Origin of the sequence: Streptomyces sp. NPDC093149 (assembly GCF_044754145.1) — a bacterium.
In the GTDB taxonomy this organism is placed as follows: Bacteria; Actinomycetota; Actinomycetes; order Streptomycetales; family Streptomycetaceae; genus Streptomyces.
The window spans coordinates 231,002-256,755 of sequence record NZ_JBIVON010000009.1 but is presented as its reverse complement, the minus strand read 5'-3'; the positions used below and the strand labels follow the sequence as shown (position 1 = coordinate 256,755).

General features: G+C 71.6%; 25 protein-coding genes. 8 read left to right on the top strand and 17 right to left on the bottom strand.

Translation table 11 applies throughout. From position 1 onward, the window contains the following. Window positions 1-96: 96 nt before the first annotated feature. The 6 genes from ACIQCZ_RS26570 to infC form a co-directional block, all read right to left on the bottom strand. A complete protein-coding gene (locus ACIQCZ_RS26570; RefSeq protein ID WP_402285389.1) occupies window positions 97-1,260 on the bottom strand; it encodes an ATP-binding protein in 1,164 nt (387 codons plus the stop codon). A gap of 138 nt (window positions 1,261-1,398) precedes the next feature. Further along, complete coding sequence (locus tag ACIQCZ_RS26565; protein ID WP_402285387.1) at window positions 1,399-1,539, bottom strand: hypothetical protein; 141 nt, start codon at window positions 1,537-1,539, stop codon at window positions 1,399-1,401. A 71-nt stretch (window positions 1,540-1,610) separates the two neighbouring features. After that, the gene (locus ACIQCZ_RS26560) at window positions 1,611-2,444 is read right to left on the bottom strand and encodes a TrmH family RNA methyltransferase (RefSeq protein ID WP_402285386.1); all 834 of its coding nucleotides are present in this window, start codon (window positions 2,442-2,444) and stop codon (window positions 1,611-1,613) included. Between the two features lie 143 nt (window positions 2,445-2,587). After that, the gene (gene rplT / locus ACIQCZ_RS26555; protein WP_018103794.1) at window positions 2,588-2,971 is read right to left on the bottom strand and encodes a 50S ribosomal protein L20; all 384 of its coding nucleotides are present in this window, start codon (window positions 2,969-2,971) and stop codon (window positions 2,588-2,590) included. 108 nt (window positions 2,972-3,079) lie between these two features. Then, on the bottom strand, window positions 3,080-3,274 hold the full coding sequence (rpmI, locus tag ACIQCZ_RS26550; RefSeq protein ID WP_114243588.1) for a 50S ribosomal protein L35: 195 nt from the start codon (window positions 3,272-3,274) through the stop codon (window positions 3,080-3,082). 121 nt (window positions 3,275-3,395) lie between these two features. Further along, complete coding sequence (gene infC, locus ACIQCZ_RS26545) at window positions 3,396-4,091, bottom strand: translation initiation factor IF-3 (RefSeq protein ID WP_402285383.1); 696 nt, start codon at window positions 4,089-4,091, stop codon at window positions 3,396-3,398. A gap of 344 nt (window positions 4,092-4,435) precedes the next feature. On the opposite strand from infC, the gene ACIQCZ_RS26540 reads away from it, so the two are divergent. Further along, window positions 4,436-4,798 carry a DUF1844 domain-containing protein gene (locus ACIQCZ_RS26540; protein WP_093896122.1) on the top strand — a complete coding sequence of 121 codons (363 nt, stop codon included), beginning with the start codon at window positions 4,436-4,438 and terminating at the stop codon, window positions 4,796-4,798. A 252-nt stretch (window positions 4,799-5,050) separates the two neighbouring features. On the opposite strand, the gene ACIQCZ_RS26535 is transcribed toward ACIQCZ_RS26540, so the two are convergent. Further along, a complete protein-coding gene (locus ACIQCZ_RS26535) occupies window positions 5,051-5,779 on the bottom strand; it encodes an SseB family protein (RefSeq protein WP_402285381.1) in 729 nt (242 codons plus the stop codon). Window positions 5,780-5,865: 86 nt separating this feature from the next. Here ACIQCZ_RS26535 and ACIQCZ_RS26530 point away from each other — a divergent pair, with 86 nt between their 5' ends. Further along, on the top strand, window positions 5,866-6,777 hold the full coding sequence (locus tag ACIQCZ_RS26530; RefSeq protein WP_402285380.1) for a serine hydrolase: 912 nt from the start codon (window positions 5,866-5,868) through the stop codon (window positions 6,775-6,777). Window positions 6,778-6,801: 24 nt separating this feature from the next. Here ACIQCZ_RS26530 and mycP read toward each other — a convergent pair whose 3' ends face one another. Beyond that, window positions 6,802-7,995, bottom strand: a complete 1,194-nt coding sequence (gene mycP / locus ACIQCZ_RS26525) for a type VII secretion-associated serine protease mycosin (RefSeq protein ID WP_402285378.1) — start codon at window positions 7,993-7,995, stop codon at window positions 6,802-6,804. Next, entirely contained in the window at window positions 7,992-8,900 is a 909-nt protein-coding gene (locus ACIQCZ_RS26520) for a hypothetical protein (protein WP_402285657.1), read from the bottom strand. Before ACIQCZ_RS26520 ends, mycP begins: the two co-directional genes overlap by 4 nt. Before the next feature lie 617 nt (window positions 8,901-9,517). On the opposite strand from ACIQCZ_RS26520, the gene ACIQCZ_RS26515 reads away from it, so the two are divergent. Continuing rightward, a complete protein-coding gene (locus ACIQCZ_RS26515) occupies window positions 9,518-10,720 on the top strand; it encodes an amino acid deaminase/aldolase (protein ID WP_376210615.1) in 1,203 nt (400 codons plus the stop codon). 378 nt (window positions 10,721-11,098) lie between these two features. On the opposite strand, the gene ACIQCZ_RS26510 is transcribed toward ACIQCZ_RS26515, so the two are convergent. Genes ACIQCZ_RS26510 through ACIQCZ_RS26500 form a run of 3 tightly spaced genes read right to left on the bottom strand, consistent with a single transcriptional unit; the run spans window position 11,099 to window position 14,652 of the window. Then, window positions 11,099-11,890 carry a 3-oxoacyl-ACP reductase gene (locus ACIQCZ_RS26510; protein WP_402285376.1) on the bottom strand — a complete coding sequence of 264 codons (792 nt, stop codon included), beginning with the start codon at window positions 11,888-11,890 and terminating at the stop codon, window positions 11,099-11,101. A 6-nt stretch (window positions 11,891-11,896) separates the two neighbouring features. Next, window positions 11,897-13,276 carry an aldehyde dehydrogenase family protein gene (locus ACIQCZ_RS26505; RefSeq protein ID WP_402285374.1) on the bottom strand — a complete coding sequence of 460 codons (1,380 nt, stop codon included), beginning with the start codon at window positions 13,274-13,276 and terminating at the stop codon, window positions 11,897-11,899. 8 nt (window positions 13,277-13,284) lie between these two features. Beyond that, window positions 13,285-14,652 carry a glutamine synthetase family protein gene (locus ACIQCZ_RS26500; RefSeq protein ID WP_402285372.1) on the bottom strand — a complete coding sequence of 456 codons (1,368 nt, stop codon included), beginning with the start codon at window positions 14,650-14,652 and terminating at the stop codon, window positions 13,285-13,287. Window positions 14,653-14,777: 125 nt separating this feature from the next. On the opposite strand from ACIQCZ_RS26500, the gene ACIQCZ_RS26495 reads away from it, so the two are divergent. Continuing rightward, window positions 14,778-15,473, top strand: coding sequence for a FadR/GntR family transcriptional regulator (locus ACIQCZ_RS26495; RefSeq protein WP_402285654.1), 696 nt, complete (start codon window positions 14,778-14,780; stop codon window positions 15,471-15,473). A 126-nt stretch (window positions 15,474-15,599) separates the two neighbouring features. Continuing rightward, window positions 15,600-16,352 carry a gamma-glutamyl-gamma-aminobutyrate hydrolase family protein gene (locus ACIQCZ_RS26490; RefSeq protein WP_402285370.1) on the top strand — a complete coding sequence of 251 codons (753 nt, stop codon included), beginning with the start codon at window positions 15,600-15,602 and terminating at the stop codon, window positions 16,350-16,352. A gap of 34 nt (window positions 16,353-16,386) precedes the next feature. On the opposite strand, the gene ACIQCZ_RS26485 is transcribed toward ACIQCZ_RS26490, so the two are convergent. Beyond that, complete coding sequence (locus ACIQCZ_RS26485; RefSeq protein ID WP_402285368.1) at window positions 16,387-17,310, bottom strand: LysR family transcriptional regulator; 924 nt, start codon at window positions 17,308-17,310, stop codon at window positions 16,387-16,389. Window positions 17,311-17,381: 71 nt separating this feature from the next. On the opposite strand from ACIQCZ_RS26485, the gene ACIQCZ_RS26480 reads away from it, so the two are divergent. Next, the gene (locus ACIQCZ_RS26480) at window positions 17,382-18,533 is read left to right on the top strand and encodes a TDT family transporter (RefSeq protein ID WP_402285366.1); all 1,152 of its coding nucleotides are present in this window, start codon (window positions 17,382-17,384) and stop codon (window positions 18,531-18,533) included. On the opposite strand, the gene ACIQCZ_RS26475 is transcribed toward ACIQCZ_RS26480, so the two are convergent. The 4 genes from ACIQCZ_RS26475 to ACIQCZ_RS26460 form a co-directional block, all read right to left on the bottom strand. Further along, complete coding sequence (locus ACIQCZ_RS26475; RefSeq protein ID WP_402285364.1) at window positions 18,472-19,179, bottom strand: helical backbone metal receptor; 708 nt, start codon at window positions 19,177-19,179, stop codon at window positions 18,472-18,474. The genes ACIQCZ_RS26480 and ACIQCZ_RS26475 overlap by 62 nt on opposite strands. Before the next feature lie 16 nt (window positions 19,180-19,195). Further along, window positions 19,196-19,741, bottom strand: a complete 546-nt coding sequence (locus ACIQCZ_RS26470) for an XRE family transcriptional regulator (protein ID WP_351079264.1) — start codon at window positions 19,739-19,741, stop codon at window positions 19,196-19,198. A 149-nt stretch (window positions 19,742-19,890) separates the two neighbouring features. Next, the gene (locus ACIQCZ_RS26465; RefSeq protein WP_402285362.1) at window positions 19,891-22,524 is read right to left on the bottom strand and encodes an ABC transporter permease/substrate binding protein; all 2,634 of its coding nucleotides are present in this window, start codon (window positions 22,522-22,524) and stop codon (window positions 19,891-19,893) included. Then, window positions 22,517-23,581, bottom strand: a complete 1,065-nt coding sequence (locus tag ACIQCZ_RS26460; protein WP_376464123.1) for a glycine betaine/L-proline ABC transporter ATP-binding protein — start codon at window positions 23,579-23,581, stop codon at window positions 22,517-22,519. Before ACIQCZ_RS26460 ends, ACIQCZ_RS26465 begins: the two co-directional genes overlap by 8 nt. Window positions 23,582-23,926: 345 nt before the next feature. Here ACIQCZ_RS26460 and ACIQCZ_RS26455 point away from each other — a divergent pair, with 345 nt between their 5' ends. Next, window positions 23,927-24,835 (top strand): 5'-3' exonuclease H3TH domain-containing protein, encoded by a 909-nt coding sequence (locus ACIQCZ_RS26455; protein WP_402285652.1) that lies wholly within the window; start codon window positions 23,927-23,929, stop codon window positions 24,833-24,835. 46 nt (window positions 24,836-24,881) lie between these two features. Next, window positions 24,882-25,724, top strand: coding sequence for a siderophore-interacting protein (locus ACIQCZ_RS26450; RefSeq protein ID WP_402285360.1), 843 nt, complete (start codon window positions 24,882-24,884; stop codon window positions 25,722-25,724). Window positions 25,725-25,754: the final 30 nt, after the last annotated feature.

The window sequence follows — 25,754 nt, the reverse complement described above, 5'->3', positions numbered from 1 at the left end:
TGCCAAAGGACGAGTCTACGGGTCACAGGATGTGCAGGAGGCCCGTGGGCTGCTCAGGCCCTCCCGTCGCCCTGCCCGATTTCTTCGCAAACCCGCTTATCCCATATAGGCCGGCGCGCTCACGGGCAGAATAAATCGGAATTCCGCGCCGCCGCCGGGACCGCGGCCGACCGTGATCGTGCCGCCGTGCGCCTCGACGATGCCTTTGACGATGTAGAGGCCCAGGCCCGTACCGCCGCGCTTGCTCCCCCGCCAGAAGCGGGTGAAGACACGGCCCATCGATTCCTCGGGGATGCCGGGGCCTTCGTCGCTCACGGTGACGGCCGTTCCCTTCTCGTCGCTCTTCGCGGGTGCGGGTGCGACTTCGATGGTGACGGTTCCCTCGCCGTGGCGCACCGCGTTTTCCAGCAGGTTGCCGAGCACCTGGTCGACCTTGTCCGGATCGGCCCAGACCACGGGCAGCGGCTGGCAGGTGCGGACGAGGAAGCGGTCCGGGGTCTGGCCGTTCGCGGTGAGGGTCCGGATGTGGCGTTCGACGGCGGCGGAGAGGTCCACGGGCTGGCGTCGCAGCTCCAGCCTCCCGGAGTCGATCCGGGAGATGTCGAGCAGTTCCGCGATGAGCCGGGTGACACGGCCCGCGTCGGCGTCGACGGTCTCCAGCATCAGGCGCTTCTGGTCGTCGGTGAACCGCTCCCACTTGGCGAGGAGGGTCGCGGTGAAGCCTTTGACGGAGGTCAGCGGCGAGCGCAGCTCATGGGCGACGGTCGCGATCAGTTCGGCGTGGCTGCGTTCGTTGCGGCGGCGGGCCTCGGTGCCGCGCAGCGAGACCACCAGACGGCGTACGGGACCGGTCGGGTGCTCGCGCACGTACCGTGCGGAGACCAGGACCTCCCGGCCGCCCGGCAGCAGCAGATTGCGCTCGGGCTGGCCGACCCGGGTGGCGAGTCCGCCGTACGGGTCGGTCAGGGCCCACCAGCGGCGGCCCTTGAGATCCTCCAGCGGCAGCGCGCGCTCCAGGGGGCGGCCCAGAGCGGCGGCCCGGGGCACGGCGGTGATCCGGGCCGCGGCGGCGTTGAAACAGATGACCCGGCCGGTCTCGTCGGCGACGACCAGACCGTCGGGCAGATCGTCGGGGTCGAGGGCCACGTCGAAGGGTCCCGGGTCCGGTCCGTCGCCCGGTCCGCCCACCGGGCCGGGCTCCTCACGGGGGCGCACGACGGCCGTGTGTGTGTCGCGCGGCCTGCTCATGCCGACAGCCATATCCCGTACCCCACCTCTCGAACCGGTGCAGTGGGCCCCCGAGTTCGTCACCCTACTAGTCGTCGGTGACGGAGCGACACCCTGCGGGGGCGCACTGCCGCGGTCCGCCGTCGGGCGGGGTACGGGGCACGGCATCCATCAGACGACGGCGTCGACGCGGTCCCCGGCCGGCCGGGGTGCCCGCTCCCGCCCCATGAGCGATCCGGAGGCGAACGATCCGGCTGCCGTGCAGGCCGCGATCACCATCAGGAGCAGGGCCGCACCGATGCCGATGATCATGCGGCCCTCTCGCCCGAGGGATCGTGAACGGGCGGGCCGGACGGCCCCCGGCTCGATCCGAACGAGAGGCCCTAACCGCGCGGGCGCTGGGCGCGTGCGGAGGCGTACAGACAGACGGCCGCCGCCGTCGCCAGATTGAGGCTCTCCGCCTTGCCGTGGATCGGCACCCGTACCACGGCGTCGGCCAGCGCCCGGGTCTCCTCCGGCAGGCCCCAGGCCTCGTTGCCGAAGACCCAGGCGGTCGGCCCGCCCATGGTCCCCGCGTCGAGCTCGTCGTCGAGGTCGTCGTCGCCCGCGCCGTCGGCGGCGAGGATCCGGACACCCGCCTCCCGCAGCCCCCGGACGGCGTGCTCGACCGGGACGCCGACGGCGACCGGCAGGTGGAAGAGCGAGCCGACCGAGGCGCGGACGGACTTGGGGTTGTAGAGATCGACCGAGGCGTCCGTGAGCACGACGGCGTCGGCTCCCGCGGCGTCGGCGCAGCGCAGCACCGTACCGGCGTTCCCGGGATCGCGCACGTGGGCGAGGACGGCGACCAGTTTCGGCTTCGCGGCGAGGATGGCCTCGAACGGCGAGTCGAGGAAGTGGCAGACACCGATCAGGCCCTGCGGGGTGACGGTCTGCGACACATCGGCGAGCACGTCCGTGTCCGCCAGGTGCACCCGGGCACCGGCCGCGTGGGCGGCTTCGACGATGTCGGCGTACCGCTCGGCCGCCTCGACGGTGGCGAACAGCTCGATCAGCGTCGCCCGGCCGTCGTCGCCGCGGTGCCCGGCGGCCTCGCGCACGGCCTGCGGCCCCTCGGCGATGAACCTGCGCTCCTTGCCGCGGAAATTGCGCTTGGCCAGCCGCCGGGCGGCGGTGACGCGCGGCGATCGCGGGGAGATCAGTTCGGGGGTGCCCATGGTCGGCGGCGAGCCTCTCTGCGTACGGGGGTGGTGACGGGTACGGAGGTGACGGACGTACGGAACACGTCCTGCAACGCACCGGACCCGCAGACGACGAGCGCCTGCGGGTCCGGCTCAGAAGCCAAGAAGTGCGACCTGGATCAGGCGGCCTTCGGGGCGTTGACGTCGCTCGGGAGGGCCTTCTGGGCGACCTCGACGAGGGCGGCGAACGCGTTGGCGTCGTTGACCGCGAGCTCGGCCAGGATCTTGCGGTCCACCTCGATGTTGGCGGCCTTCAGACCCTGGATGAGGCGGTTGTACGTCATGCCGTTCTGGCGGGCAGCGGCGTTGATGCGCTGGATCCACAGCTGACGGAAGTCGCCCTTGCGCTTCTTGCGGTCGTTGTAGTTGTAGACGAGGGAGTGGGTGACCTGCTCCTTCGCCTTGCGGTACAGGCGGGAGCGCTGGCCCCGGTAACCGCTGGCCTGCTCGAGGATCGCCCGGCGCTTCTTGTGAGCGTTTACTGCCCGCTTGACGCGTGCCACTTTTTAACTCCTTGTAGCGGGGCCGTGGTTGGACTCACACGGCCCGGAAACGAATTGGTCCCGGTCTGGTCGAGGTCGCCGCCTCCGGATGCACCGGAGGCTTCGGCCTCACTTGCCGAGAAGCTTCTTGACCTTCTTGGCGTCGGCCGGGGCCAGCTCGACCGTGCCGGTCAGCGAGCGGGTCTTCTTGGACGACTTGTGCTCAAGAAGGTGGCGCTTGCCGGCGCGCTCACGGAGCACCTTGCCGGAGCCGGTGATCTTGAAGCGCTTGCTGGCACCGCTGTGCGTCTTGTTCTTCGGCATCGCGCCGTTCTCTCCTCGTCAGTGGCGCCCCTCTCGGTGCGGGCACCGGACAGCAGGGGCGTCAGATCTTGGTGGGGATTCCGGGGGGACCCGGGGCCGCCTGGATGGCGGCCCCCTGAGGTCACGCCTCGGAAGGTGTCTCGGCCGAAGCCTCGGGCTGCGGGGCAGCCTCACCCGCGGCCTCGGCGCCGGGGTTGGACCCCTGACGCCCCGCCTTGCGGGCGGCCTGGGCCTCGCGGGCCTCGGCCATGGCTTCGGTCTTCTTCTTGTGCGGGCCCAGAACCATGATCATGTTCCGGCCGTCCTGCTTCGGGTTGGACTCGATGAAGCCGAGTTCCTCCACGTCCGAAGCGAGACGCTGGAGCAGTCGGAAGCCAAGTTCGGGGCGGGACTGCTCACGACCACGGAACATGATCGTGATCTTGACCTTGTCGCCCTGCTTGAGGAACCGGACGACGTGACCCTTCTTGGTGTCATAGTCGTGCGGGTCGATCTTCGGCCGGAGCTTCATCTCCTTGATGACCGTGTGCGCCTGGTTCTTGCGCGCCTCACGGGCCTTCATGGCCGACTCGTACTTGAACTTCCCGTAGTCCATGAGCTTGCACACGGGCGGACGGGCGGTCGCCGCCACCTCGACCAGGTCGAGGTCGTACTCCTGTGCGAGTTCCAGGGCCTTGGCAAGCGGAACAATCCCGACCTGCTCGCCGCTGGGACCGACAAGTCGCACCTCGGGCACGCGAATCCGGTCGTTGATGCGGGGCTCGGCGCTGATGGATCCTCCTCGGTAGCACCACGCGGCCGCCTGGCGGACAGCCACGTAACGTCTGTTTCGTCAGACCAACCGCACCAGCGCATCAAAAATGCCCCGGACGGGACACAGGCGGGGCTCCTGGAACAACCGGAACACCGCCGCGGTCAACCGCGGGGCGCATCGGGCGGCTCCATCGTCCGTACGGAACGATGGGCGCCACCTGACCGGTGACCCGCTGTCCGACAAGGACAGCCAGGTGGGAGATCGGAGCCTCCACTTGTGGGCCGGGCACATAGCTGCCCAGCCGGTCGTTACACAAGGTTAGCAGCTCCCCCGGGCGCGCGCTAACCGGCTGCCGCTCGCCGCTCCCGCAGACAGGAGGGCACGGCAGGGGGCCTATCGTATGGCTCATGAGTGACGCGACCCCCACCACCGATTCCCCCGGCTTCGACGACATGGCCCGCGACATCGCGGAGGTGCCCGCGGTCGAGGTGATCGTGACGGTCGCGGTCAATCTGATGAGCGCCGCAGCCGTGAAGCTCGGGCTGACCGAGGACGGCGACGAGCACAAGGACCTCGACGAGGCCCGCAAGCTGGTGCACGCGCTGGCCGGCCTGCTGGACGCCAGCACCACCGAGATCAGCTCGTTCCACGCGGCTCCGCTGCGTGACGGCCTGAAGTCCCTGCAGCTCGCGTTCCGCGAGGCGTCGCTCGTTCCGGACGAGCCCGGCCAGGGTCCCGGGGAGAAGTACACCGGTCCCGTCTTCGGCTGAGACCTGTCGGGTGGCCCCCGACAGGCGCTGAGCCCACCCGCTCGTCCGTACTGCTCCACAACGTTCCACGGCCGTGGGCCCCTGCCCGTCCCGGGCCCGGGTCCACGGCCGTCGTCGTCCCCGGCCCCGGCACCTGCCGGGGCCGAGGAGCCCTCCGGCGGCAGACCGCCGTCCGTACGCCGGTCGACGCGCGCATCCGTACGCCCGGTCCGTCCTGCGCGTACGGATGCACGCGCGGGACGGACCGGGCGGTCAGCGCGTGAACAGGGCCTCACCGGGCGCGGCCGCATCGGCCGGGAGCAGCGCCAGGTCCAGGCCGCGCACGAGGCGCGCGCGCAGGACCTCGTCGGCCGCCAGCCGTTCCGCGACCCGCCGGGCGGCGTCGGCGGGGTCCACGTCGGGTGCGAGCACGAGCGCGAGGGTGCCGTCCGCCCGCCCGGGACCGAGGTGGGCGCGGAGCACCGCGGGTTCCGCGGCGACCGCCCGCCGCACCGCCGAGGTGACCGCGGGGTCGTCCAGCGGATCGGCGCTGGTGCGGCCCTCGGCGAGGGCGAGCAGGGCGGAACCGGTCAGCTCGAACGCCACCGGGCCGGCGAGATCGAGGACGATGGTGTCCGCCTTCTCGTGCGCGGCGGCCTGCAGTGCCTGGTGCAGGGGCACGGCGACGGGGCGGGCCTGCGGATCCCAGCGGGCCAGCGAGTCGGTCGAGGTGAAGGCGGGCAGGGCCCGGCGGTCTCCCGCCTGAAGGGTGGGGACGGCCATGTCGCTGGTCTTCTCGCGACGCAGCCCCTTCTCGTCCTCCTCCACCTCCCCGAGCACGGCGACGACGGGGACCAGGAGCCGGGTGCCCTTGAGTGCTTCGAGGACCGGGCCGACGGCCTTCCGGTCTGCCGCCCACGCGGCCAGCGCCGCGCTCAGGGCCGGATCAGCCGTGCCGTCGTCGTCGGAGTAACCGGGGTCCGGAATGTTCTTCTGCGCCACAGGGCGAGCGTAGTGCCTGGGGTTTCCTACCTTGCCGACAGGTCGGACCCAGCCGGCTCCCAGGTGCCGTTCCTAACGTCCGGACCATGTCCCGCATCGGATTCCGCCGTGTCGCCCTGCCCTCGTCCGTGACGGCCACGATCCTGGTCGCGGCCGTGGCCGCGGGCGGCATCCGGCAGGTCGGCCGGTCGTCGGAGCACGAGCCCCGCGCCGCGGCCTCCGTATCGTCCGTACCCGCCGCCGGGGCCACCCCGGCCCCGGCATCGACGAGTGAGGAGCCGACGGTGGATCTCGACACGGCGCTGGCCGCGGCGGTGGAACCGCTGCTGACCGACGCGGGGGAGGCGAAGGTGTCCGTCGCGGTGCTGGACACCGGGAGCGGGGCGCAGGCCGTCTACGGGGACGGGGCGTACGACACCGCCAGCATCGTGAAGGTCGACATACTCGCGGCGCTGCTGCTCCGGGCCCAGGACGAGAGGCGCGTGCTCACCTCCGACGAGCGGGATCTCGCGGCCGCCATGATCGAGCGGAGCGACAACGCCGCCGCCACCGCGCTGCTACAAGCGATCGGCGGGTCGGAAGCACTCGACGCCGCCAACGCCCGCCTCGGCCTGACCGGGACGACGGCCGCGCACGCATGGGGCCTGACCAGTACCACTGCGGCGGATCAACTGACCCTGCTGAAGGCGGTGTTCGGTACGGGATCGGAACTGAGCGCGGCCTCCCGCACCTATCTGCGGCGACTGATGGGGCAGGTCGTGGCCGACCAGCAGTGGGGGGTGTCGGCGGCGGGCAGCGACTGGGCCCTGAAGAACGGCTGGCTGCCCCGGACGGCGACCGGGCTGTGGGACATCAACAGCATCGGAGAGGTGCGGGCGGACGGCCGCACCTATCTGGTGGCGGTGCTCTCGGGCGGGCAGCGGACGAAGGAGACGGGCATCGCGCTCGTCGAGTCGGTGGCGAGAGCGGCGGTGGGTGTGCTCGACGCCGCACGGTGAGCGGACGACGGGCGGGTGCCGCGGTCAGCGCCGCACGGTCGCCGGTCTGCCGCTCCTGCCTCGCCACAGCACCACGGCCAGTGCCAGCAGGACCGCTCCGAGACCGCCCGCGGCGGGGGCGAGCCAGCCCGCGGGGCCGCTGTCATGGCGCACGGGGGTGGGGCCGGCGCCGAAGTACCGCTTCCGGTATCCGGCCTCGGCGGACTCGGCGCGCAGGCCGGCCGGACGGAGCGCGGCCCCGGCCCTGATCGCCGCGGCCGGATCGACGATCCCGTATCCCCGGGCGTCGTCCCGGCCGGACGCGGGGGCGCTGCGCGCCGTGTCCGTGAGCAGGCGCTTGATCTGGGCGGGGGTCAGTCCCGGGTGTGCGGCGCGGACCAGCGCGACCGCGCCCGAGACGAACGCGGCGGCGGCGGAGGTGCCCCACTCCACGTAGTACTGGCGGTCGGGGGCGGCGACGACGATGTCCACCCCGGGGGCGCTGACGGTCGCGTACCAGCGGCGGGTGGAGAACGCGGCGTGGGTGCCGTACCGGTCGACGGCGGCGACCGCTATCACGCCGGGATAGGCGGCGGGGTACGAGATGTGGTCGCCCTTCTCGCCCCCGTTGCCCGACGAGGCGACGACGACGGCACCCTTCTTCAGCGCGTACTGGATGGCGGCGTCCTCGCCCGGTTCGGGGTGGGCCGACTCGCTGTCGTCGCCGAGCGAGAGGTTGATGACGTCGGCGCCGTGGTCGGCGGCCCAGCGGATGCCGTCGGCGAGGGCCGTGCCCCGGGACTCCCGGGCCTTGGCGCGAGACGGGTCGGAGGCTTCGAGGATCACCCGGACCGGAAGGATCTTCGCCTCGGGCGCGATGCCCAGGACGCCGTCGCCGCGTCCGTCGCCATGGCCGTGACCTGCGATGATCCCGGCCATCGCGGTGCCGTGCCGGGCCCAGGAGCGGTCGCCCCGCCCGGCGCCGAAGCCGATCATGTCCTTGCCGGGCAGCACCTGGCCCGCCAGGTCGGGGAGGCTCCCGTCGACCCCGGTGTCGACGACGGCGACGGTGATTCCCCTGCCCTTGGTGGTCCGCCAGGCCTGATCGGTGTGGAGTGCCTGAAGACCCCACTGCTGGTCCCGGATGGCGTCTGCCCTGGCCGGCACCGCGGGCAGCAACGCGAACGCGGTGGCGGCACAGACGGCGCCCAGGACGCGGCGGCGTGTGCGGCGGCTCATTCCGGCTTCTCCGTGAGGTCGGTGACGGTCCGGCGCAGGCCGCGCTCGATCCGGTCGGCGATTCCCTCGGCCTCATGACCGAGTCCGGCCTGGGCGGCGGCCGTGGTGGCGTTCGCGGCCATGGCCCTGGCGGCGGGTTGCGGATCGGGGACCGTGCGGCCGTCGGCGAATCCGGAGACGGCGAACACGACGACGGGGACCTCGGTCAGAACGTGGATGGTCCAGCTGGCGCGCTGCCGGTCGCCGAATCCGGCGGCGACGGTGTCCTCGACGGGGTACGCACGGGGCATCAGATCCGCGCGCCGGTCGAGGTGCTGGTCGGTGAAGCGGGTGCTCAGCGCCCTCATGGCGTCGGTGTCGCCCTCGGTGAAGATCACCCCCACCGTGGTGACGCTGCTGCTGGTGGCGTCGGCGTAGGTGGCCCGGAGCAGGCGCTCGCATCCGACGGGGGCGAGGGTCCTGGCCAGCAGCGGGTCCAGGGCCGAAGCGCAGCCGCCGTCCGGGGCGACGGCGACCCGGGTCCAGACCCGGTCGGCACCGCCGGGCCCCGCTCCGTCACCGGCCAGCGTGCGCGGGAAAAGCGTGTCCACGGGGACGCTGTGCCAGGCCGAGCGACCCACGGTGTAGGCGCTGTGGGCGGCGGGGTCGGCCGAGGAATCGCTGGTCAGCCAGGCGCCGGTGGCCGCGCCGCCGATCAGTCCGAGCCCGAGCACCACACAGGCGGCGGCGCTCGCGGTCCTGAGGGGGTGGCGGGTACGGATCGGGCGCAGCCGGGTCGTGGTCTCGACGGGGGTCTCGGGCGGCGGGTGACCAAACGGGTGCGGCCGGGGCTGCTGGTAGGCGTGCGGGAGACGAGTCGGCCCGGTCGGTGGTGCCCCCGCACCCGGGTGCGGGGTGAGGTCCACGGCACCGACGGGCCGCCGGCGGGTCGGGGCGGGCGGCTGCCCGGGGCGGAGCGGGGCGGCGGAGGGGACGACGGGTGAGGGGGCCGGGGGAACGGGCCGGAGCCGGGTCGTCGTCTCCACGGGCGGCGCTCCGGCCGCGGGCGGCGCCTGAGGTGTCACCACCGGCCGCGGCCCCTGATGCGGCGGCTGATCCGGCTGCTGCTCCGGCTGCGGTGGCCGGGGCGCGGAGTGCGGCGCCGGGGCGGCCGGGACCACAGGAACCGCCGGACCGGGGTTCGGCGTCGGCGCTCCGGGCGGCGGGGTCCCGGGACGCGGCGGAAGAGGTGCGGCGGCCGAGGTGTCGGCAGGACGTCGCGCCGGGTCCGCGGTCGTCGATGGCGGCGGGGTCGTGGGGCGGGGCGGGACGGGAGCACGGTGCGCCTCGGTACTCATCCGCCCCCCTGATCCTGTTCCGTACCGTGCGCGGATCGACGTCACAGGCAGGCCTGTTGGTTGCCGCGTGCCCGTCACTCTACGGGGTGGGACGGCCCCTGCGGGAGCAGGACGCCGCCGCCCCTGGAGGATCTGCGCAGATCATCCCCCTACCCAGCGGTACGGACGTCTGGCAAGCTGCGGCCATGACTGCCCGCGCCGCTGACCGGACCCGCTACGACCGGGCCACTGCCCATCTGGACGCCCCGATCGCCATCGTCGACCTGGACGCGTTCGACGCCAACGCCGACGATCTCGTGCGCCGGGCCGCCGGGAAACCGATCCGGGTGGCGAGCAAGTCGGTGCGCTGCCGGGCCCTGTTGGAGCGGGTGCTCGCGCGGCCCGGGTTCGCGGGGATCATGTCGTTCACGCTGGCCGAGTCGCTGTGGCTGGCGCGGGCCGGTTTCGAGGACGTACTGCTGGCCTATCCGTCGGCCGACCGGGCCGCCTTCGCGGAGCTCGCCGCCGACCCGAAGCTGGCCGCCGCCGTGACGGTGATGGTGGACGACCACGCGCAGCTGGAGCTGATCGACGCGGCGCGGGCCGGTGGCCGCGAGGAGATCCGGGTCTGCCTGGAGCTGGACACCTCGTTGCGGCTGCTCGGCGGCCGGGTCAGGATCGGCGCCCTGCGCTCACCGCTGCGCTCCCCCGCCCAACTGGCCGAGCTGGCACGCTCGGTGGCACGCAGGCCGGGCTTCCGGCTGGTGGGTCTGATGGCGTACGAGGGGCACATCGCCGGGGTCGGCGACTCGGTCGCGGGACGGCCGCTGCGTTCCCGGGCGATCCGGCTGATGCAGGCCACGGGCCGCAGGGAGCTGGCTGTCCGGCGGGCCGAGGTGGTGCGGGCGGTGCGGGCGGTGGCACCGGACCTGGAGTTCGTGAACGGCGGTGGCACCGGCAGCGTCCAGCACACGGCGGCGGAGCGCGCGGTGACCGAGATCGCGGCCGGCTCCGGGCTCTACGTACCGCGGCTGTTCGACAACTACACGTCGTTCACGGCGCGTCCGGCGGCGCTCTTCGCCCAGCCGGTGGTGCGTCGGCCGGGTGTGGGTGTGGTGACGGTCCTCGGGGGCGGCTATCCGGCGTCCGGGCCCGCGGGCGCGGACCGGCTGCCGGTCCCGTATCTGCCGGAGGGGCTGCGCTACGACGGGCAGGAGGGGCCGGGCGAGGTGCAGACCCCGCTGCTCGGTGCCCCGGCCGACGATCTGCTGATCGGCGACAAGGTGTGGTTCCGGCATGCGAAGGCCGGTGAACTGTGCGAGCGCTTCGACGAGTTGCAGCTGATCGAGGGCGACCGGGTGACGGCGGCCGTGCCGACGTACCGGGGCGAGGGTCGTACGTTTCTCTGAGCCGGGGTCCCCGGCCGGGGTCCGGGCGCCACGGAACTGCCCGTGCCGCCGCTCGTCCGGCCGTCGTCGATCGGCCGGATCGGTGCCCGGCGTCGCGGCTTGCGGATCCGGCCGGGCGGTGGCGCGTCGCTCGTCCCCCCGCTCCGGGTTTCGGTCGCCGGCAGGGGCCCTTCGAGCCCCTGCCGGCCTGCTTCGGCCGCTTCGCGCGGAAGGGTCCGGTGCTGTGGCCGGAAAGGTTTGCCGGGAGGCTCACGGCGTCCGGTGCGATGCGTCGCAAGGCGGAGGATCGCCCTCGTACCGGACGCACTCGGGTGATGCGACAACGCGGCGAGGTGCCGTACCGGGCGCCGCGAGCCGGTAACCCTTCCGGTCACGGCACTAGAGGGGTGTGACGTACGCGCCGGAGATGCCCCCGTCGACGAGGAAGTCGGTGGCGTTGACGAACGAGGAGTCGTCGCTCGCGAGGAAGGCGACCGCCGCCGCGATCTCCGTTGCCTCGGCGAAGCGGCCGACCGGGATGTGCACCAGCCTGCGGGCAGCGCGTTCCGGATCCTTGGCGAACAGTTCCTGGAGCAGCGGGGTGTTGACCGGTCCCGGGCACAGCGCGTTGACCCGGATGCCCTCGCGGGCGAACTGCACGCCGAGTTCGCGGGACATGGCGAGGACGCCGCCCTTGGACGCGGTGTACGAGATCTGGCTGGTGGCGGCTCCCATGATCGCGACGAAGGACGCGGTGTTGATGATCGAGCCGCGGCCCTGGCGGCGCATGTAGGGCAGGGCGGCCTTGCAGCAGAGGTAGACGGAGGTCAGATTGACGTCCTGGACGCGCTTCCACGCCTCCAGGCCGGTGGTGAGGATGGAGTCGTCGTCGGGCGGGGAGATGCCCGCGTTGTTGAAGGCGATGTCGACGGAACCGTAGGTGTCGAACGCGGCCCTGAAGAGCGCCTCGACCTGTTCCGGGTCGGTGACGTCCACGCGTACGAAGGTGCCGCCGACCTCCTCGGCCGCGGCCTTGCCCGCGTTCTCGTCGATGTCCCCGCAGACGACGTTCGCGCCCTCCGACGCCAGGCGGCGTGCGGTGGCGAGGCCGATGCCACTGGCGGCTCCGGTGATGACGGCGGTGCGGCCGACCAGGCGGCGGCAGATGTTCTCGCTGTCGGTGGTGGTCATGCGGGCTCAGGCCTCCGTACTGAAGAAGACGTTCTTGGTCTCGGTGAATGCGGCGAGCGCGTCGGGGCCGAGTTCGCGGCCGAGTCCGGATTGCCCGTAGCCGCCGAACGGGGTCCAGTAGCGGACACTGGAGTGGGAGTTGACGGAGAGGTTTCCGGCCCGGACCGCCTGCGAGACGCGCAGCGCGCGGCCCACGTCACGGGTCCAGACCGAGCCGGCCAGGCCGTACTCCGTGGCGTTGGCGAGCCGGACGGCGTCGGCCTCGTCGTCGAAGGGCAGGACGACGGCGACGGGTCCGAAGACCTCTTCGGTGGCGACGGGCGAGTCCGGGCGGGCGTCGGTGAGGACGGTCGGCGGGAACCAGAACCCGGGGCCTTCGGGTGCCTTGCCCCTGAGGGCGGTCGCATCCTCGGGGACGTAGCCGCGGACCCGTTCCAGCTGCGCCCGGGAGATCAGCGGGCCCATCTGGGTGTTCTCGTCGGACGGGTCGCCCACGACGACCGATTCGATCGCGGGGGCGAGGAGTTCCAGGAAGCGGTCGTACGCGGATCGCTGGACCAGGATGCGGGTGCGGGCGCAGCAGTCCTGCCCCGCGTTGTCCAGGAACGCCATGGGGGCGGCGGCCGCGGCGGCCTCGATGTCGGCGTCGGCGAAGACGATGTTGGGGCTCTTGCCGCCGAGTTCGAGGGTGAGCCGCTTCACCCGGGCGGCGCACTTGGCCATGATGTGCCTGCCGACCCGGGTGGAGCCGGTGAAGACGATCTTGGCGATGCCGGGATGCTCGACCATGGCATCGCCCGTCACGTCGCCCGCACCCGGCAGCACCTGGAGCAGGTGTTCCGGAAGCCCTGCGTCCAGGGCGATCCCGGCCAGTCGCAGGGCGGTGAGCGGGGTGGTCTCGGCGGGTTTGAGGAGTACGGCGTTGCCTGCGGCGAGGGCGGGGGCGACGCCCCAGGCGGCGATCGGCAGGGGGAAGTTCCACGGTGCGATGACACCGATGACACCGAGGGGTTCGAGGAGCGTGATGTCGAGTCCGCCGGGCACCGGGATCTGCCGGCCGGTGAGCCGTTCCACTCCCCCGGCCGCGTAGTCGAGCAGATCACGGACGTTGGCCGCTTCCCAGCGGGCGTTGCCGAGCGTGTGGCCCGCCTCCTGAACCTCCAGTCGGGCCAGTTGCTCGGCTTCGCCGTCGACGGCCAGGGCGAAGCGGCGCAGCAGCCGGGCGCGGTCGGCGGGGGCGAGGGCGGCCCAGGTGCGCTGGGCGGCCGCGGCCCGGACGACCGCCGCGTCGACCTCGGCGACGGTGGTGGACGCGACGGTGGCGAGGAGTTCTTCCGTCGCCGGGTTGAGTACGTGGTGTTCCACCGGGTGGTCGGGTGTGGTCACTCAGTGCCTCACAGTCGTTCGAAGGAGCGGCGGAGCTCCCAGTCGGTCACTGCGGCGTCGAAGGCTTCGAGTTCGACGCGGGCCATGTTGCGGTAGTGCGCGACGACGTCGTCGCCGAAGGCCGCCGTGGCGATCTCGCTCCTCTCCCAGAGTTCGGCGGCCTCGCGCAGCGTGGTGGGAACGTGGTCGTATGCGGCGGTGTAGGCGTTGCTCCCGCACGGCTCGGGGAGTTCGAGCCCCTTCTCGATGCCGTGGATGCCCGCCGCGACCATGCCGGCGACGGCGAGGTACGGGTTGACGTCACCGCCGGGCAGCCGGTTCTCGAAGCGCGTCGAGCGGCCGTGGCCGACGACGCGCAGCGCACAGGTGCGGTTGTCGTGCCCCCAGGCGACGGCGGTCGGGGCGAAGGAGCCCGGCTGGAAGCGTTTGTAGGAGTTGATGTTGGGCGCGTAGAGGAGGGAGAAGTCGCGCAGGGCGGCCAGTTGTCCGGCGAGGAAGTGCCGCATCACCGCGGACATGCCGCCGTCCTCGTCCGCCATGGCGTTGTGCCCGGCCTCGCCGACGGGCTGGAGCGAGAGGTGGATGTGGCAGGAGTTGCCCTCGCGCTCGTTGAACTTGGCCATGAAGGTGAGCGCGCAGCCCTCCTGGGCGGCGATCTCCTTGGCGCCGGTCTTGTAGACGGCGTGCTGGTCGCAGGTGACCAGGGCCTCGTCGTAACGGAACACGATCTCGTGCTGGCCGGGGTTGCACTCGCCCTTGGCGGACTCGACGGTGAGCCCCGCGGCGGTCATGTCGTTGCGGATGCGGCGCAGCAGCGGCTCGACGCGACCGGTGCCGAGGACGGAGTAGTCGATGTTGTACTGGTTGGCCGGGGTCAGGTCACGGTAGTTGCGGTCCCAGGCCTGCTCGTAGGTGTCCTTGAAGACGATGAATTCGAGTTCGGTGCCGACATGGGCCGTGTAGCCGAGCTCCGCCAGCCGTTCCAGCTGACGGCCCAGGATCCGCCGGGGCGCGGCGGCGACGGGGGAGCCGTCCTCCTGGGTGAGGTCGGCCATGACCATGGCCGTGCCCTCGTTCCAGGGCGCCGGGCGCAGGGTGGAGAGGTCTGCGTGCATGGCGAAGTCGCCGTAGCCGCGGTCCCAGGAGGACATCGCGAATCCGTCGACGGTGTTCATGTCCGTGTCGACGGCGAGCAGGTAGTTGCATCCCTCGGTGCCGTGCTCCACGACCTCGTCGAGGAAGAAGCGGGCGGCGAACCGTTTGCCCTGCAGCCGTCCCTGCATGTCGGGGAAGGCGAGGACGACGGTGTCGATCTCACCGCTTGCGACGAGGGCGCGCAGCTCCTCGATCCCGAGCGGTGGGGTTCGGTCTGACACGGGATACTCCTCCTTCGGTCGGCCGGAACATCGGTCAGCCGGAACGTTTAAGGTATGCGAGAGAACCATTAATTGTGAAGGGAAATCGGGACGTGGCCGAGGAAAGCGAGTTCACCGACCGTCCGATGCCCGTACTGCGGCCGGTCCGGGCGGGGAACGGCTTCGAGGAGGCGCTGGAGCAGATCCTCCAGGTGGTCAGGCTCGGCCTGGTGCCCGGCGGCGGGCGGCTGCCGGCCGAACGCGAGCTGGCCGAGCTGATGGGGATCAGCCGCGTCACGCTGCGCGAGGTGCTGAAGGTCCTGCAGGACCAGGGCCTGGTGGAGAGCAGACGGGGGCGGTACGGCGGGACGTTCGTGCTGCCCCGCACCGGCAGTCCGGGCGAGGACGAGCTGCGCCGGAAGGTCGAGTCCGTCGACATCGAGGACGTGCTGCGCTTCCGCGAGGTGCTGGAGGCCGGGGCCGCCGGGCTGTGCGCCGCACAGGGATTGACGGACGACGGCGCGGACCGGCTGCGTGCGGCTCTGACGGCGACTCACGAAGCACCTCTGCCCGAGTACCGCAGGATCGACACCCTGTTCCATCTCACCCTGGCCGAACTCTCCGGCTCCGCAACCCTGACCGCGCAGTACGCGGCGGTCCGGGCCACGCTCAACGACCTGCTCGACTGCATACCGCTGCTGGTGCGGAACCTGGAGCATTCGCAGCATCAGCACACGAGTCTGGTCGAGGCGGTTCTCGACGGGGACGCGGAGGCGGCGCGTGCGGTGATGCGCGAGCACTGTGCGGGCACGGCCGCGTTGCTGCGCGGGTTCCTGACCTGAGAGCCCGCCGGGTGCACCGCCGTCGCTGCTGTACCGGCCCGCGGAATCGCAAAGGTATCCTCTGCCACCATTGACATCATGGAACCGAGTCCGCCCGCACAGGCGGCCGACCGGAGGGACCGTCCCGTGTCCGAACCTCTCATCGGCGTCTCCACCTATCTGGAGCCCGTGGCGCGCTGGGGTGTCTGGGAGCTGCCCGCCGCCCTCCTCCCGGCCGCCTATCCACGCATGGTCCAACGGTCCGGCGGCCTCGCCGCGCTGCTCCCCCCGGACGCCCCCGGCCGGGCGGCGGCCGCGGTGGCCCGGCTGGACGGTCTCGTGATCGCGGGCGGTGCCGATGTGGAACCGGAACGGTACGGCGCGGAGCGCGACTTCCGGACCGGTCCGCCGGCGCGGGAGCGCGACGCCTGGGAGCTTGCCCTGATCGGGGCCGCACTGGAGTCCGGCACACCGGTGCTGGGCATCTGCCGCGGTATGCAACTGCTCAATGTGGCGCTCGGCGGCACCCTGGTCCAGCACCTCGACGGGCACGCCGGCCCACTGGGCGCGACCGGATTCCTCGGCACCCACCCCGTGACCCCCGTACCGGACACCCTCTACGCGTCGATCGTGCCCGAGGAGACCGACGTCCCCACCTACCACCACCAGTGCGTGGAGCGGCTGGCACCGGGGCTGGTGGCGTCCGCGCACGCGACGGACGGCACGGTCGAGGCGGTCGAGCTGCCGGGAGCGCAGTGGGTGCTCGGGGTGCAGTGGCATCCGGAGATGGGCGACGACCCACGGCTGACACAGGCACTGGTGACGGCCTGCACGACCCGGCCGGTCCGATCCCGTACGCCGCTCGCGGACCTCACGCCACCGCGGACGGCGGAGGCCTGAGGGCGCGCCGCCGCGGTGCCCGCCGCCCGGACCGCTACAGGTCGCGGCCCGTGAGCGACAGCAGATCCCGGGCCGGGCCGGTCGGGCGGTGGCCCGAGGGCCATACGGCACGGAGCTGACGGCGGAGCCGTACTCCGGCGATCGGGATCTTGACCAGCCGCCTGGCGGACAGCTCCTCGCCCAGCGCCAGTTCGCTCAGCACGCACGGTCCCGCGCCGCTCTCGGCCGCCCCCTTCACCGCGGTGGTCGAGGAGAGTTCGAGCAGGGGCTGGGCGAGGCCGCCGTGCACGGCCAGGGCGGCGTCCAGGACCTGGCGGGTGCCGGAGCCGTACTCGCGCAGGATCAGCGGGGTCGCGGCCAGTTCCTGCGGGGTCAGGGGGGTGCGGCGGCGGGCCCACGGGTGCGACGGGGCCACCACGACGACAAGACGGTCGTGGGCGATGACCGTGCCGTCGAGCCCTTCCGGCACGGAGAGGCCCTCCACGAAACCGAGGTCGGCCTCACCGACGAGAAGCCGCCCCGCGACCGCCGCCGAATTCCCGGCGAGCAGCGAGACCGCGGTGTCCGGCCGTTCGGCGCGCAGCGCTATCAGCCAGCCCGGCAGCAGGTATTCGGCGATCGTCATCGAGGCGGCGACCCGCAACCGGGAGTCGCGCCGGTCGCGCAGCGCCTGCGCTCCGGCGTCGAACGCCTCCGCCGCCTCGACGATCCTGCGCGCCCAGTCGGTGACCAGCGCACCCGCGTCGGTGAGCCGGGAGCCGCGTGGTGAACGGTCCAGCAAGGCCAGGCCGAGCTGCCGCTCCATCGACCGGATGCGGCTGCTGGCCGCGGGCTGGGTGACGCCCACGTCCCGTGCCGCGCGCCCCAGACTGCCGTGCCGGGCGACGGCGAGGAGCAGCTCCAGCGCACCGAGGTCGGGAACCCGGTGCCCGAGCGGAATGTACTGTTCACCGGACATAAAGTCAGCTTATGACCTCATAGAGACGGGATCCCTGGTGGGGGCCGGACCCGCGCGCCGAAAATCGTGGCATGGCCATCTTTCCGCAGACTCAGCAGTCCCCAGCCACGCATGCGCCCGCTCCACGGCTCCCGCACCTGCGGCACATCGGCCCCAACTGGTACGCAAGCGTCATGGGCACCTCGATCGTCGCGAGCGCGGGTGCGACGCTGCCCGTGCACATCCCGGGACTCCGGGGTGCCTGCACGGTGGTGTGGGCGCTCGCCACGGTGATGCTCGCGGTGATACTCACGGCCCGGACCGGGCACTGGATCGCCCATCGCGACCAGGCCCGCACCCATCTGCTCGACCCGACCGTCGCCCCGTTCTACGGCTGTCTCGCGATGGCCCTGCTCGCCGTCGGCGGTTCGACGATGGTGGTCGGCCGGGACGTCATCGGGCACCAGGCGGCCTTGGCGCTCGATGTGGTGCTGTACACGGCGGGCACCCTGATCGGGCTGGCCGCCGCGGTCGCGATCCCGTACCTGATGGTCGTACGCCACCGGGTCGCGCCCGGCACCGCGTCGCCTGTCTGGCTGCTGCCGGTGGTGGCCCCGATGGTCTCCGCGGCACTCGGCCCACTGCTGGTGCCCGAGCTGCCCGCCGGTCAGTGGCGGGAGGCGCTGCTGCTGGCCTGCTACGCGATGTTCGGGCTGAGTCTGCTGGCCACGCTGGTGATGCTGCCGCTGATCTTCGCCCGCCTCGTCCACGAGGGCCCGCTGCCGCTCGCGCTGACGCCCACGCTGTTCCTGGTCCTCGGTCCGCTGGGCCAGTCGACGACGGCTGTCAACCAGCTCGCCGATGTGGCGTCGGGCGCGATCGGGGAGCCCTATGTCTCAGGGCTCAAGGCGTTCGCCGTGCTGTACGGGGTGCCGGTGATGGGCTTCGCGCTGATGTGGCTGACGCTGGCCCTCGCGATGGTGGTGCGGGCCGCGCGGAACGGCATGACCTTCACCATGACGTGGTGGGGCTTCACCTTCCCGGTCGGTACGTGTGTCACCGGCGCCACGGGTCTGGCCCGGCACACCGGGCTGACGGCGTACACCTGGCTGGCCGTCGCGCTGTACGTGCTGCTGGTGACGGCGTGGGCGGTGGCCGGGCTCCGGACGCTGCGCGGGCTGTTCAGCGGAGCGCTGCTCGCAGCGCCGAAGGCGCCTGCGCCAGCGACGGCCCGTACCAGGTGAGGAATCGCCCGTCGACGAGTGCGGCGGGCAGTGCGGGAAACGCCTCGGGCCCGTCGTCCGCGGTGAAGCGGTACGGCTCGTCGGGCAGGACGACCAGATCGGCACCCGCCGTGTTGAGCGCGTCGAGCGGGATCCGGGGATAACGCTCGGCGTGGTCCGCGTAGACGTTGTCGACACCGAGCCTGGCCAGCAGGTCCCCGGCGAAGGTGTCACGGCCCAGCACCATCCAGGGCCTGCGCCAGACGGGCACGACCGCACGGCGCGGGGCGCGGGGCGTCGGGAGCGCGGCCCAGGCGGCCTCGGCCTCGTCCAGCCAGCGCGGTCTGGCCTGTCCGCAGGCGGTGACCAGGACCCTTTCCAGTTCCTCGAAGGCCTGGTCGAGGGTGCGGACCTCGGTGACGAGCACCTCGATCCCGGCGTCCCCGAGCGCCGCGAGATCGCTCGCGCGGTTCTCCTCCTCGTTGGCGACGACGAGATCGGGCCGGAGCGCGACGACGGCGGCCACGTCGGGGTTCTTGGTGCCGCCGATCCGGGCGGCGGTCAGGCCCGGCGGATGGGTGCACCAGTCGGTGACGCCGACCAGCAGGCCCGGGGCGGTGACGGCGACGGCCTCGGTGAGCGAGGGGACCAGGGAGACGACTCGCACGGCGACTGCTCCTCCCTCAGCGACGTGGCTCGAAAGTGGCGTCGATGTGCTCGGCGACCGCGACGACCAGCAGCCGCGTACCAGGCATCGTGGCCCGCCAGCGGTGTCGTACCCCGCCGGACAGGAACAGCGTGTCGCCCTCCTCCAGCCGGTGTGCCTGCCCCTCGGCCTCCACCTCCGCCGCACCCCGCACCACGTACATCAGCTCGTCGTTGCGGTGCTGGAACTCGCGCCCGAGGTCGAGTTCGCCGGTGAACTCCAGGGCGCTGAGCTGGTGGCGTCCGCGCACCACCCTGCGCACCCCGTCTCCCTCGCCCGCCCGCACGACGTCGACGGCGCGCGCCGAGTCCGCGGCGGCCCGCAGCCGTGCCGTGGTGGTCTCCAGGGCTTCGGCGACCCGGTCCAGGGACCGGGCGCTGGGCCTGGCGCGCTCGTTCTCGATCTGGCTGAGAAACGGCACGGACAGGCCGCTGCGGCCGGCGACCGCCGCCAGGGTGAGCCCCAGGGATCTGCGTCGTCGGCGGACCGCGGCGCCCACGCGGAGTGCTTCCTTGTCGTCCATGTCCGGCTCCCTCCCGACTCGTCATCCTTCCGGCTGCGGGCACATTACGCATACGGTTGCGCAAGGTCGGCCGGTTCACGAGCGTCCGGACAGCCCGAAGGGGTGGGCCCGCCGACGGCGGCGCCCACCCCTTTCCGGTGCTCCGGGCCCTACTGCGGAGCCATCTTGTCCGTGATACCCGGGTTCTTCTCCATCCAGGCCTTCACGGCTTCCTCCTCATGGCCCGTGCCGCGCTGCTGGATCTCGTTCTCCAGGCCGGCGAGCTGGTCCTCGCTCAGCTTGAAGTCCTTGAACCACTTCGTCAGCTGCGGGTACTGCTTCGGGAACTCCTTGCTGGCGATCGTGTGCAGCCGGTCCCCGTCGCCGAAGGCCTTCTCCGGGTCCTTCAGCTTGGTCATGCCGAACTCGTCGTACGCCCAGTGCGGCGTCCAGAGCAGCACCGCGACGGGCTCCTTCTTGGCGTACGCGCGCTCCAGCTCGGCGAGCATGCCGGGCGTCGAGGAGTCGACGACCTTGTACTCCTTGTCCAGGCCGTAGGTCGGCAGGACGTTCTTCTTGAGGTTCTCCATCGTGGCGGTGCCCGGCTCGATGCCGATGATCCGGCCCTTGAACTGCGAGGACTTGCCCTTGAGGTCGGCGAGGGACGTGACGTCCTTGACGTAGTCGGGCACCGCGACCTCGATCGAGGTCGGGCCGTACCAGGACCCGATGTCGGTCAGCCGGGAGCCGTACTTCTCCCAGTAGTTCTTCTGGGTGTACGGGAGCCAGCCGTCGAACTGCACATCGATCTGGCCGCGGGACATCGCCGTGTACATAGGACCGACCTCGAACTGCTTGAGGTTGATCTTGTAGCCGCGCTCCTCCAGGACCGCCTTCCACAGGTACGTGGCGGCGATGTCCTCCTCCCAGGGGAACCAGGCCATCTCGACGGCACGGTCGCGCTCGTCCTTGCCGTTCGTGCTCTTGGCCGCACCGGCCTCGGCGACGGGGGTCCACTTGTCGGCGACGCCCGGGTTGGCCTTCAGCCAGGTACGGACGGCCTCCTGCTCCTTGCCGGAGCCGGCCTTCTGGATCTCCGCCTCCAGGCCGGTGAGCTGGTCCTCGCTCATCTTGAAGTTCTTGAGCCAGGTGCCGACCTCGGGGTTGTCGGACGAGAAGCCCTTGCGGGCCAGGGTGTGGATGCCGTCGCCCTTGCCCCAGAGGTTCTTGGGGTCCTTGAGCTTCGTCAGTTCGAACTGGTTGTACGCCCAGTGCGGCGACCAGAGCGGGACGACGATCGGTTCCTTCTTGGCGTAGGCGCGCTTCAGCTCGGCCAGCATCGACGGCGTGGAGCCGTCGACGACCTTGTACTCCTTGTCCAGGCCGTACCCCGGCAGGATCTTGTCCTTGAGCAGGCCCATCTCGCCGGCGCTCGGCTCGATGCCCACGATCCGGCCCTTGAACTGCGAGGACTTGCCCTTGAGATCGTCCAGCGACCGGACGTCCTTCAGGTACGAGGGGACGGCCAGCTCCAGCGAGGTGGGGCCGTACCAGGAGCCCATGTCCTCCAGGCGGTCCTGGTACTTCTTCCAGTAGCTCGCGTGGGTGACCGGGAGCCACGAGTCGGTCTCGAAGTCGATCTGGCCGTTGGCCATACCGGTGTAGAGCGCACCGGCCTCGTACTGCTTGACGTCGACCTGGAAGCCGCGCCGCTCCAGCATCTCCTTCCACAGGAAGGTGGAGGCGATGCCCTCGTCCCAGGGGATGTAGCCCATGCTGATCTTCTTGCCCGCGCCGATGTCCGAGGCGCCGGCGGCGGTGGACTTGTCCGAGCGGGAGGAGCCGAAGAGGCCCAGGCCGCCCGCGACGAGTGCGAGGACGACGATGCCGGCGACCGCGACGACGGGCTGCGGGCGGTGGTTCCAGATCTTCAGCCCGCCGGCCATCGCCTGCGCCCTGGCGAGCGCACGCCGGGCGAGCGGGGAGACCTCACGGCCGAGCGCGCTGGTCATGCGGTCCAGATACATCGCCACGATGACGATGGAGATGCCCGCCTCGAAGCCGAGGCCGACATCGACATTGCCGATGGCGCGGTAGACGGCGCCACCGAGGCCGCCGCCGCCGACCATGCCGGCGATGACCACCATGGACAGGCCCAGCATGATGACCTGGTTGATGCCCGCCATGAGCGTGGGCAGGGCCAGCGGCAGCTGCACCCGCAGCAGGGTGTTGCGCCGGGTGGTGCCGAAGGCCTCGGCCGCCTCGACGAGCTCGGCGTCGACCTGGCGGATGCCGAGTTCGGTCATCCGGACGCCCGGGGGCAGCGAGAAGATGATCGTGGCGATGATGCCGGGCACCACGCCCACGCCGAAGAAGATGACGCCGGGGATCAGATAGACCATGGCGGGCATGGTCTGCATGAAGTCCAGGACCGGCCGGATCACCGCGCTGACGGTCTTGGAGCGGGACGCCCAGATGCCCACCGGCACGGCCAGCACCAGCGCAATGATGGTGGCGACGAGAACCAGCGTGAGGGTGTCCATCGCTTCGTCCCACAGCTCGACGGAGTCGATGACGGCGAAGCCGACGAACGCGAGCACCCCCGCGAGCAGACCGCGCAGCCACCAGGCGATGACGGCGACGATGCCCGCGAAGAGCAGCGGCGCGGGGGCGGAGAGGACGGCGGCTATGCCGTCGAACATGCCGCTGACGACGGAGCTGATCGCGTCGAACAGCCAGGACAGGTGGGTCTGCAGCCAGTCGACCGCGGAGTCGACCCAGTCACCCAGGTGGAGCCTAAACACTGGCCACCTTCTTCGCGGTGGCCGTGACGTCCTCGGGGGCCTCGGTGGGGGTCATCGGCTCGCCGAGGACGGCGAGCAGCCGGGCCCGCGGCACGACGCCGACGAGCTTGCCCTCGGCATCGGTCACGGCGACCGCGACTCCGCTCCGCGAGCAGGGCGTGAAGAGCTCGATGATCGGCGTGGACTCGGTGACGGTGGCCGGGGCCGCCCTGAGGACGTCGTCGGCGGTACGCAATTCCTCGCCGTCGTCCGTGCCGGTGCCCATGACGGTGTGCGGCTCCGCCATGATGGCGCCCGCGGTCAGCACCCGGGTGCGGTCGACGTCCTGGGTGAAGGAGGCGACGTAGTCGTTGGCCGGGGTGACGAGGATGTCCTCGGCGGTGCCGAGCTGGACGATCCTCCCGTCGCGCATCACGGCGATACGGTCCCCGAGGCGCATGGCCTCGTTGAGGTCGTGGGTGATGAAGACGATGGTCTTCTTCAGGCGCTTCTGGAGTTCGAGCAGCTGGTCCTGCATGTCACGGCGGATCAGCGGGTCGAGCGCGCTGAAGGACTCGTCCATCAGCAGCAGGTCGGCGTCGGTGGCCAGGGCGCGGGCCAGGCCGACGCGCTGCTGCATGCCGCCGGACAGCTCGTCGGGCCAGGACTTCTCCCAGCCGGCGAGACCGGTCAGCTCCAACGCCTCGGCGGCGCGCTTCTCGCGCTCTGCGCGCGGCACGCCCTGCACCTCCAGTCCGTACGCGGCGTTCTCCAGCACGCTCCGGTGGGGGAAGAGCGCGAAGTGCTGGAACACCATGCTGATCTTGGAGGACCGGACGTGGCGCAGTTCGGCGGGGCTCAGGGCGGTCAGGTCCTGGCCGTCGAACAACACGCGTCCGGCGGTGGGATCCAGAAGCCCGTTGAGCATGCGCAGCAACGTGGACTTCCCGGACCCGGACAGACCCATCACGACGAAGATCTGTCCCGGGTCGACGGTGAACGAGGCGTCGATCACCGCTGCGGTCGTTCCGTCGGCGCGCAGCTCGTCGCGGTCGGCGCCGCTTTCGAGCTTCTGCACGGCTTGATCGGGTCGTCTGCCGAACACTTTGTACAAGTGCTCGGCTTGCAGCCTTGACACATACACCTCGCGCGTTGAACCGAAAAACGGTCCGCCACCCCCTCCGGCAGACCGTGGAGCGGCACGGATTCGGCCCGCATGGCACGTGCATCAGTTGAAATTGCTACGTGATCCGCTCCGGCTGCGCGCCTGCCCCCACTTACACGAGCCAAACAGAAGAGTGACCCGAGTCACATATAAATAGCCGCCATGGGGCCGCACACCTCTTGACCTCGACACCCACCGGTGTACGGGACGGCCGCTGTCAGTGGGGTGCGGCATGATCGGTGTGTGACGCGACGCCTGATGCTCCTCGACACCGCCTCCCTCTACTACCGCGCCTACTTCGGGGTTCCCGATTCGGTACGCGCCCCGGACGGAACGCCGGTCAACGCCGTGCGCGGGCTGCTCGACTTCATCGGACGCCTGGTGCAGGACCACCGGCCGGACGAGCTGGTCGCCTGCATGGATGCCGACTGGCGGCCGCACTGGCGGGTGGAGCTGATCCCCTCCTACAAGGCGCACCGCGTGGCGGTGGAGACGGCCGAGGGGCTGCCCGACGAGGAGGAGACCCCCGACACCCTGGCCCCGCAGGTGCCGGTCATCGAGGCCGTTCTCGACGCGCTCGGCATCGCACGCGTCGGTGTCGCCGACTACGAGGCGGACGACGTGATCGGCACGCTCACCGGCCTGGCCACCGGCCCCGTGGACATCGTCACCGGCGACCGGGACCTCTATCAGCTGGTCGACGACGCCCGCGGGGTGCGGGTCCTCTACCCGCTGAAGGGGGTCGGCTCGCTCCAGCTGACCGACGAGGCCTGGCTGCGGGAGAAGTACGGGGTGGACGGTTCCGGCTACGCCGATCTGGCCCTGCTGCGCGGCGATCCGAGCGACGGACTGCCGGGCGTCCCCGGCATCGGCGAGAAGACGGCGGCGAAGCTGCTGGACGCGTTCGGCGATCTGGACGGGATCATGGCGGCGGTCGACGACCCGGCCGCCAAGCTGACGCCCTCGCAGCGCAAGCGGCTCGACGAGGCCCGGGACTACGTGGCCGTCGCGCCGAGGGTGGTCCGCGTCGCCGGTGACGTGCCCCTGCCGGAGTTCGACCCCGCGCTGCCAGCCGAGCCGCGCGATCCCGACGCCCTCGAAGCCCTCGCGAAGCGGTGGGGACTGGGCGGTGCGCTGCAGCGCCTGCGCTCCACACTGCGCGCATGAGGTGCTAGCTTAGGTAAGCCTAAGCAATCGGAGCAGGGAGAACCTCGTGGCAGAACGACCGGCGCGGCAGGCACCCAAGGCGCAAGGGGCCCGCGTTCTGCGCACCGAGCGGATCACCCCGCACATGGTGCGTGTCGTGCTCGGCGGTGACGGCCTCGCCGGTTTCGGGCTCTCCGGGTTCACCGACCATTACGTCAAGCTCTGTTTCGCCCCCGAGGGCGCGGACTACCCGCACCCGTTCGACGTGGCCCGCATCCGCGAGGAGCAGCCGCGCGAGCTGTGGCCGACCACGCGCACCTACACCGTGCGCTCCTGGGACCCGGTCGCCCGGGAGCTGGCCATCGACTTCGTGGTCCACGGCGACGAGGGTCTCGCCGGCCCCTGGGCGATGCGGGCGGCCCCGGGCGATGAGGTGACCTTCCTGGGCCCCGGCGGGGGCTACGGTCCGGACGCGTCGGCGGACTGGCACCTGCTGGTGGGCGACGAGAGCGCCCTGCCGGCCATCGCCGCGGCCCTGGAGCAGATGCCGGCGGGCGCGGTGGTGCACGCGTTCGTCGAGGTGTCGGACGCGACGGAGGAGCAGAAGATCGTGACGCCCCACGGGGTGGAGGTGACCTGGCTGCACCGCGGGGAGCGCCCGGTCGGCGAGGCACTGACGGCCGCGGTGAAGGATCTGGAGTTCCCGGCGGGCGACGTCCAGGCGTTCGTCCACGGCGAGGCGGGCTTCGTGAAGGAGATCCGCCGCCATCTGCGCCTGGACCGCCGGATCCCGCTGCCCCAGCTGTCGATCTCCGGCTACTGGCGGCTCGGCCAGAACGACGACGCCTGGCGCTCGGTCAAGCGCGAATGGAACGCGCAGGTGGAGCGCGAGCAGGAGAACGCGGCCTGACCGGCACGCACGGCCCCTGTGCCCCGCCCG

Coding starts and splice junctions, on each gene's coding strand:
- ACIQCZ_RS26510 (WP_402285376.1), bottom strand. CDS start 11,890: ATGACCACCACCGACAGCGAGAACATCTGCCGCCGCCTGGTCGGCCGC.
- ACIQCZ_RS26530 (WP_402285380.1), top strand. CDS start 5,866: ATGTCCCGCATCGGATTCCGCCGTGTCGCCCTGCCCTCGTCCGTGACG.
- ACIQCZ_RS26495 (WP_402285654.1), top strand. CDS start 14,778: ATGCCCGTACTGCGGCCGGTCCGGGCGGGGAACGGCTTCGAGGAGGCG.
- ACIQCZ_RS26560 (WP_402285386.1), bottom strand. CDS start 2,444: ATGGGCACCCCCGAACTGATCTCCCCGCGATCGCCGCGCGTCACCGCC.
- ACIQCZ_RS26470 (WP_351079264.1), bottom strand. CDS start 19,741: ATGGACGACAAGGAAGCACTCCGCGTGGGCGCCGCGGTCCGCCGACGA.
- ACIQCZ_RS26515 (WP_376210615.1), top strand. CDS start 9,518: ATGACTGCCCGCGCCGCTGACCGGACCCGCTACGACCGGGCCACTGCC.
- ACIQCZ_RS26455 (WP_402285652.1), top strand. CDS start 23,927: ATGCTCCTCGACACCGCCTCCCTCTACTACCGCGCCTACTTCGGGGTT.
- ACIQCZ_RS26565 (WP_402285387.1), bottom strand. CDS start 1,539: ATGATCATCGGCATCGGTGCGGCCCTGCTCCTGATGGTGATCGCGGCC.
- rpmI (WP_114243588.1), bottom strand. CDS start 3,274: ATGCCGAAGAACAAGACGCACAGCGGTGCCAGCAAGCGCTTCAAGATC.
- ACIQCZ_RS26485 (WP_402285368.1), bottom strand. CDS start 17,310: ATGTCCGGTGAACAGTACATTCCGCTCGGGCACCGGGTTCCCGACCTC.
- ACIQCZ_RS26540 (WP_093896122.1), top strand. CDS start 4,436: ATGAGTGACGCGACCCCCACCACCGATTCCCCCGGCTTCGACGACATG.
- ACIQCZ_RS26570 (WP_402285389.1), bottom strand. CDS start 1,260: ATGGCTGTCGGCATGAGCAGGCCGCGCGACACACACACGGCCGTCGTG.
- mycP (WP_402285378.1), bottom strand. CDS start 7,995: ATGAGCCGCCGCACACGCCGCCGCGTCCTGGGCGCCGTCTGTGCCGCC.
- ACIQCZ_RS26480 (WP_402285366.1), top strand. CDS start 17,382: ATGGCCATCTTTCCGCAGACTCAGCAGTCCCCAGCCACGCATGCGCCC.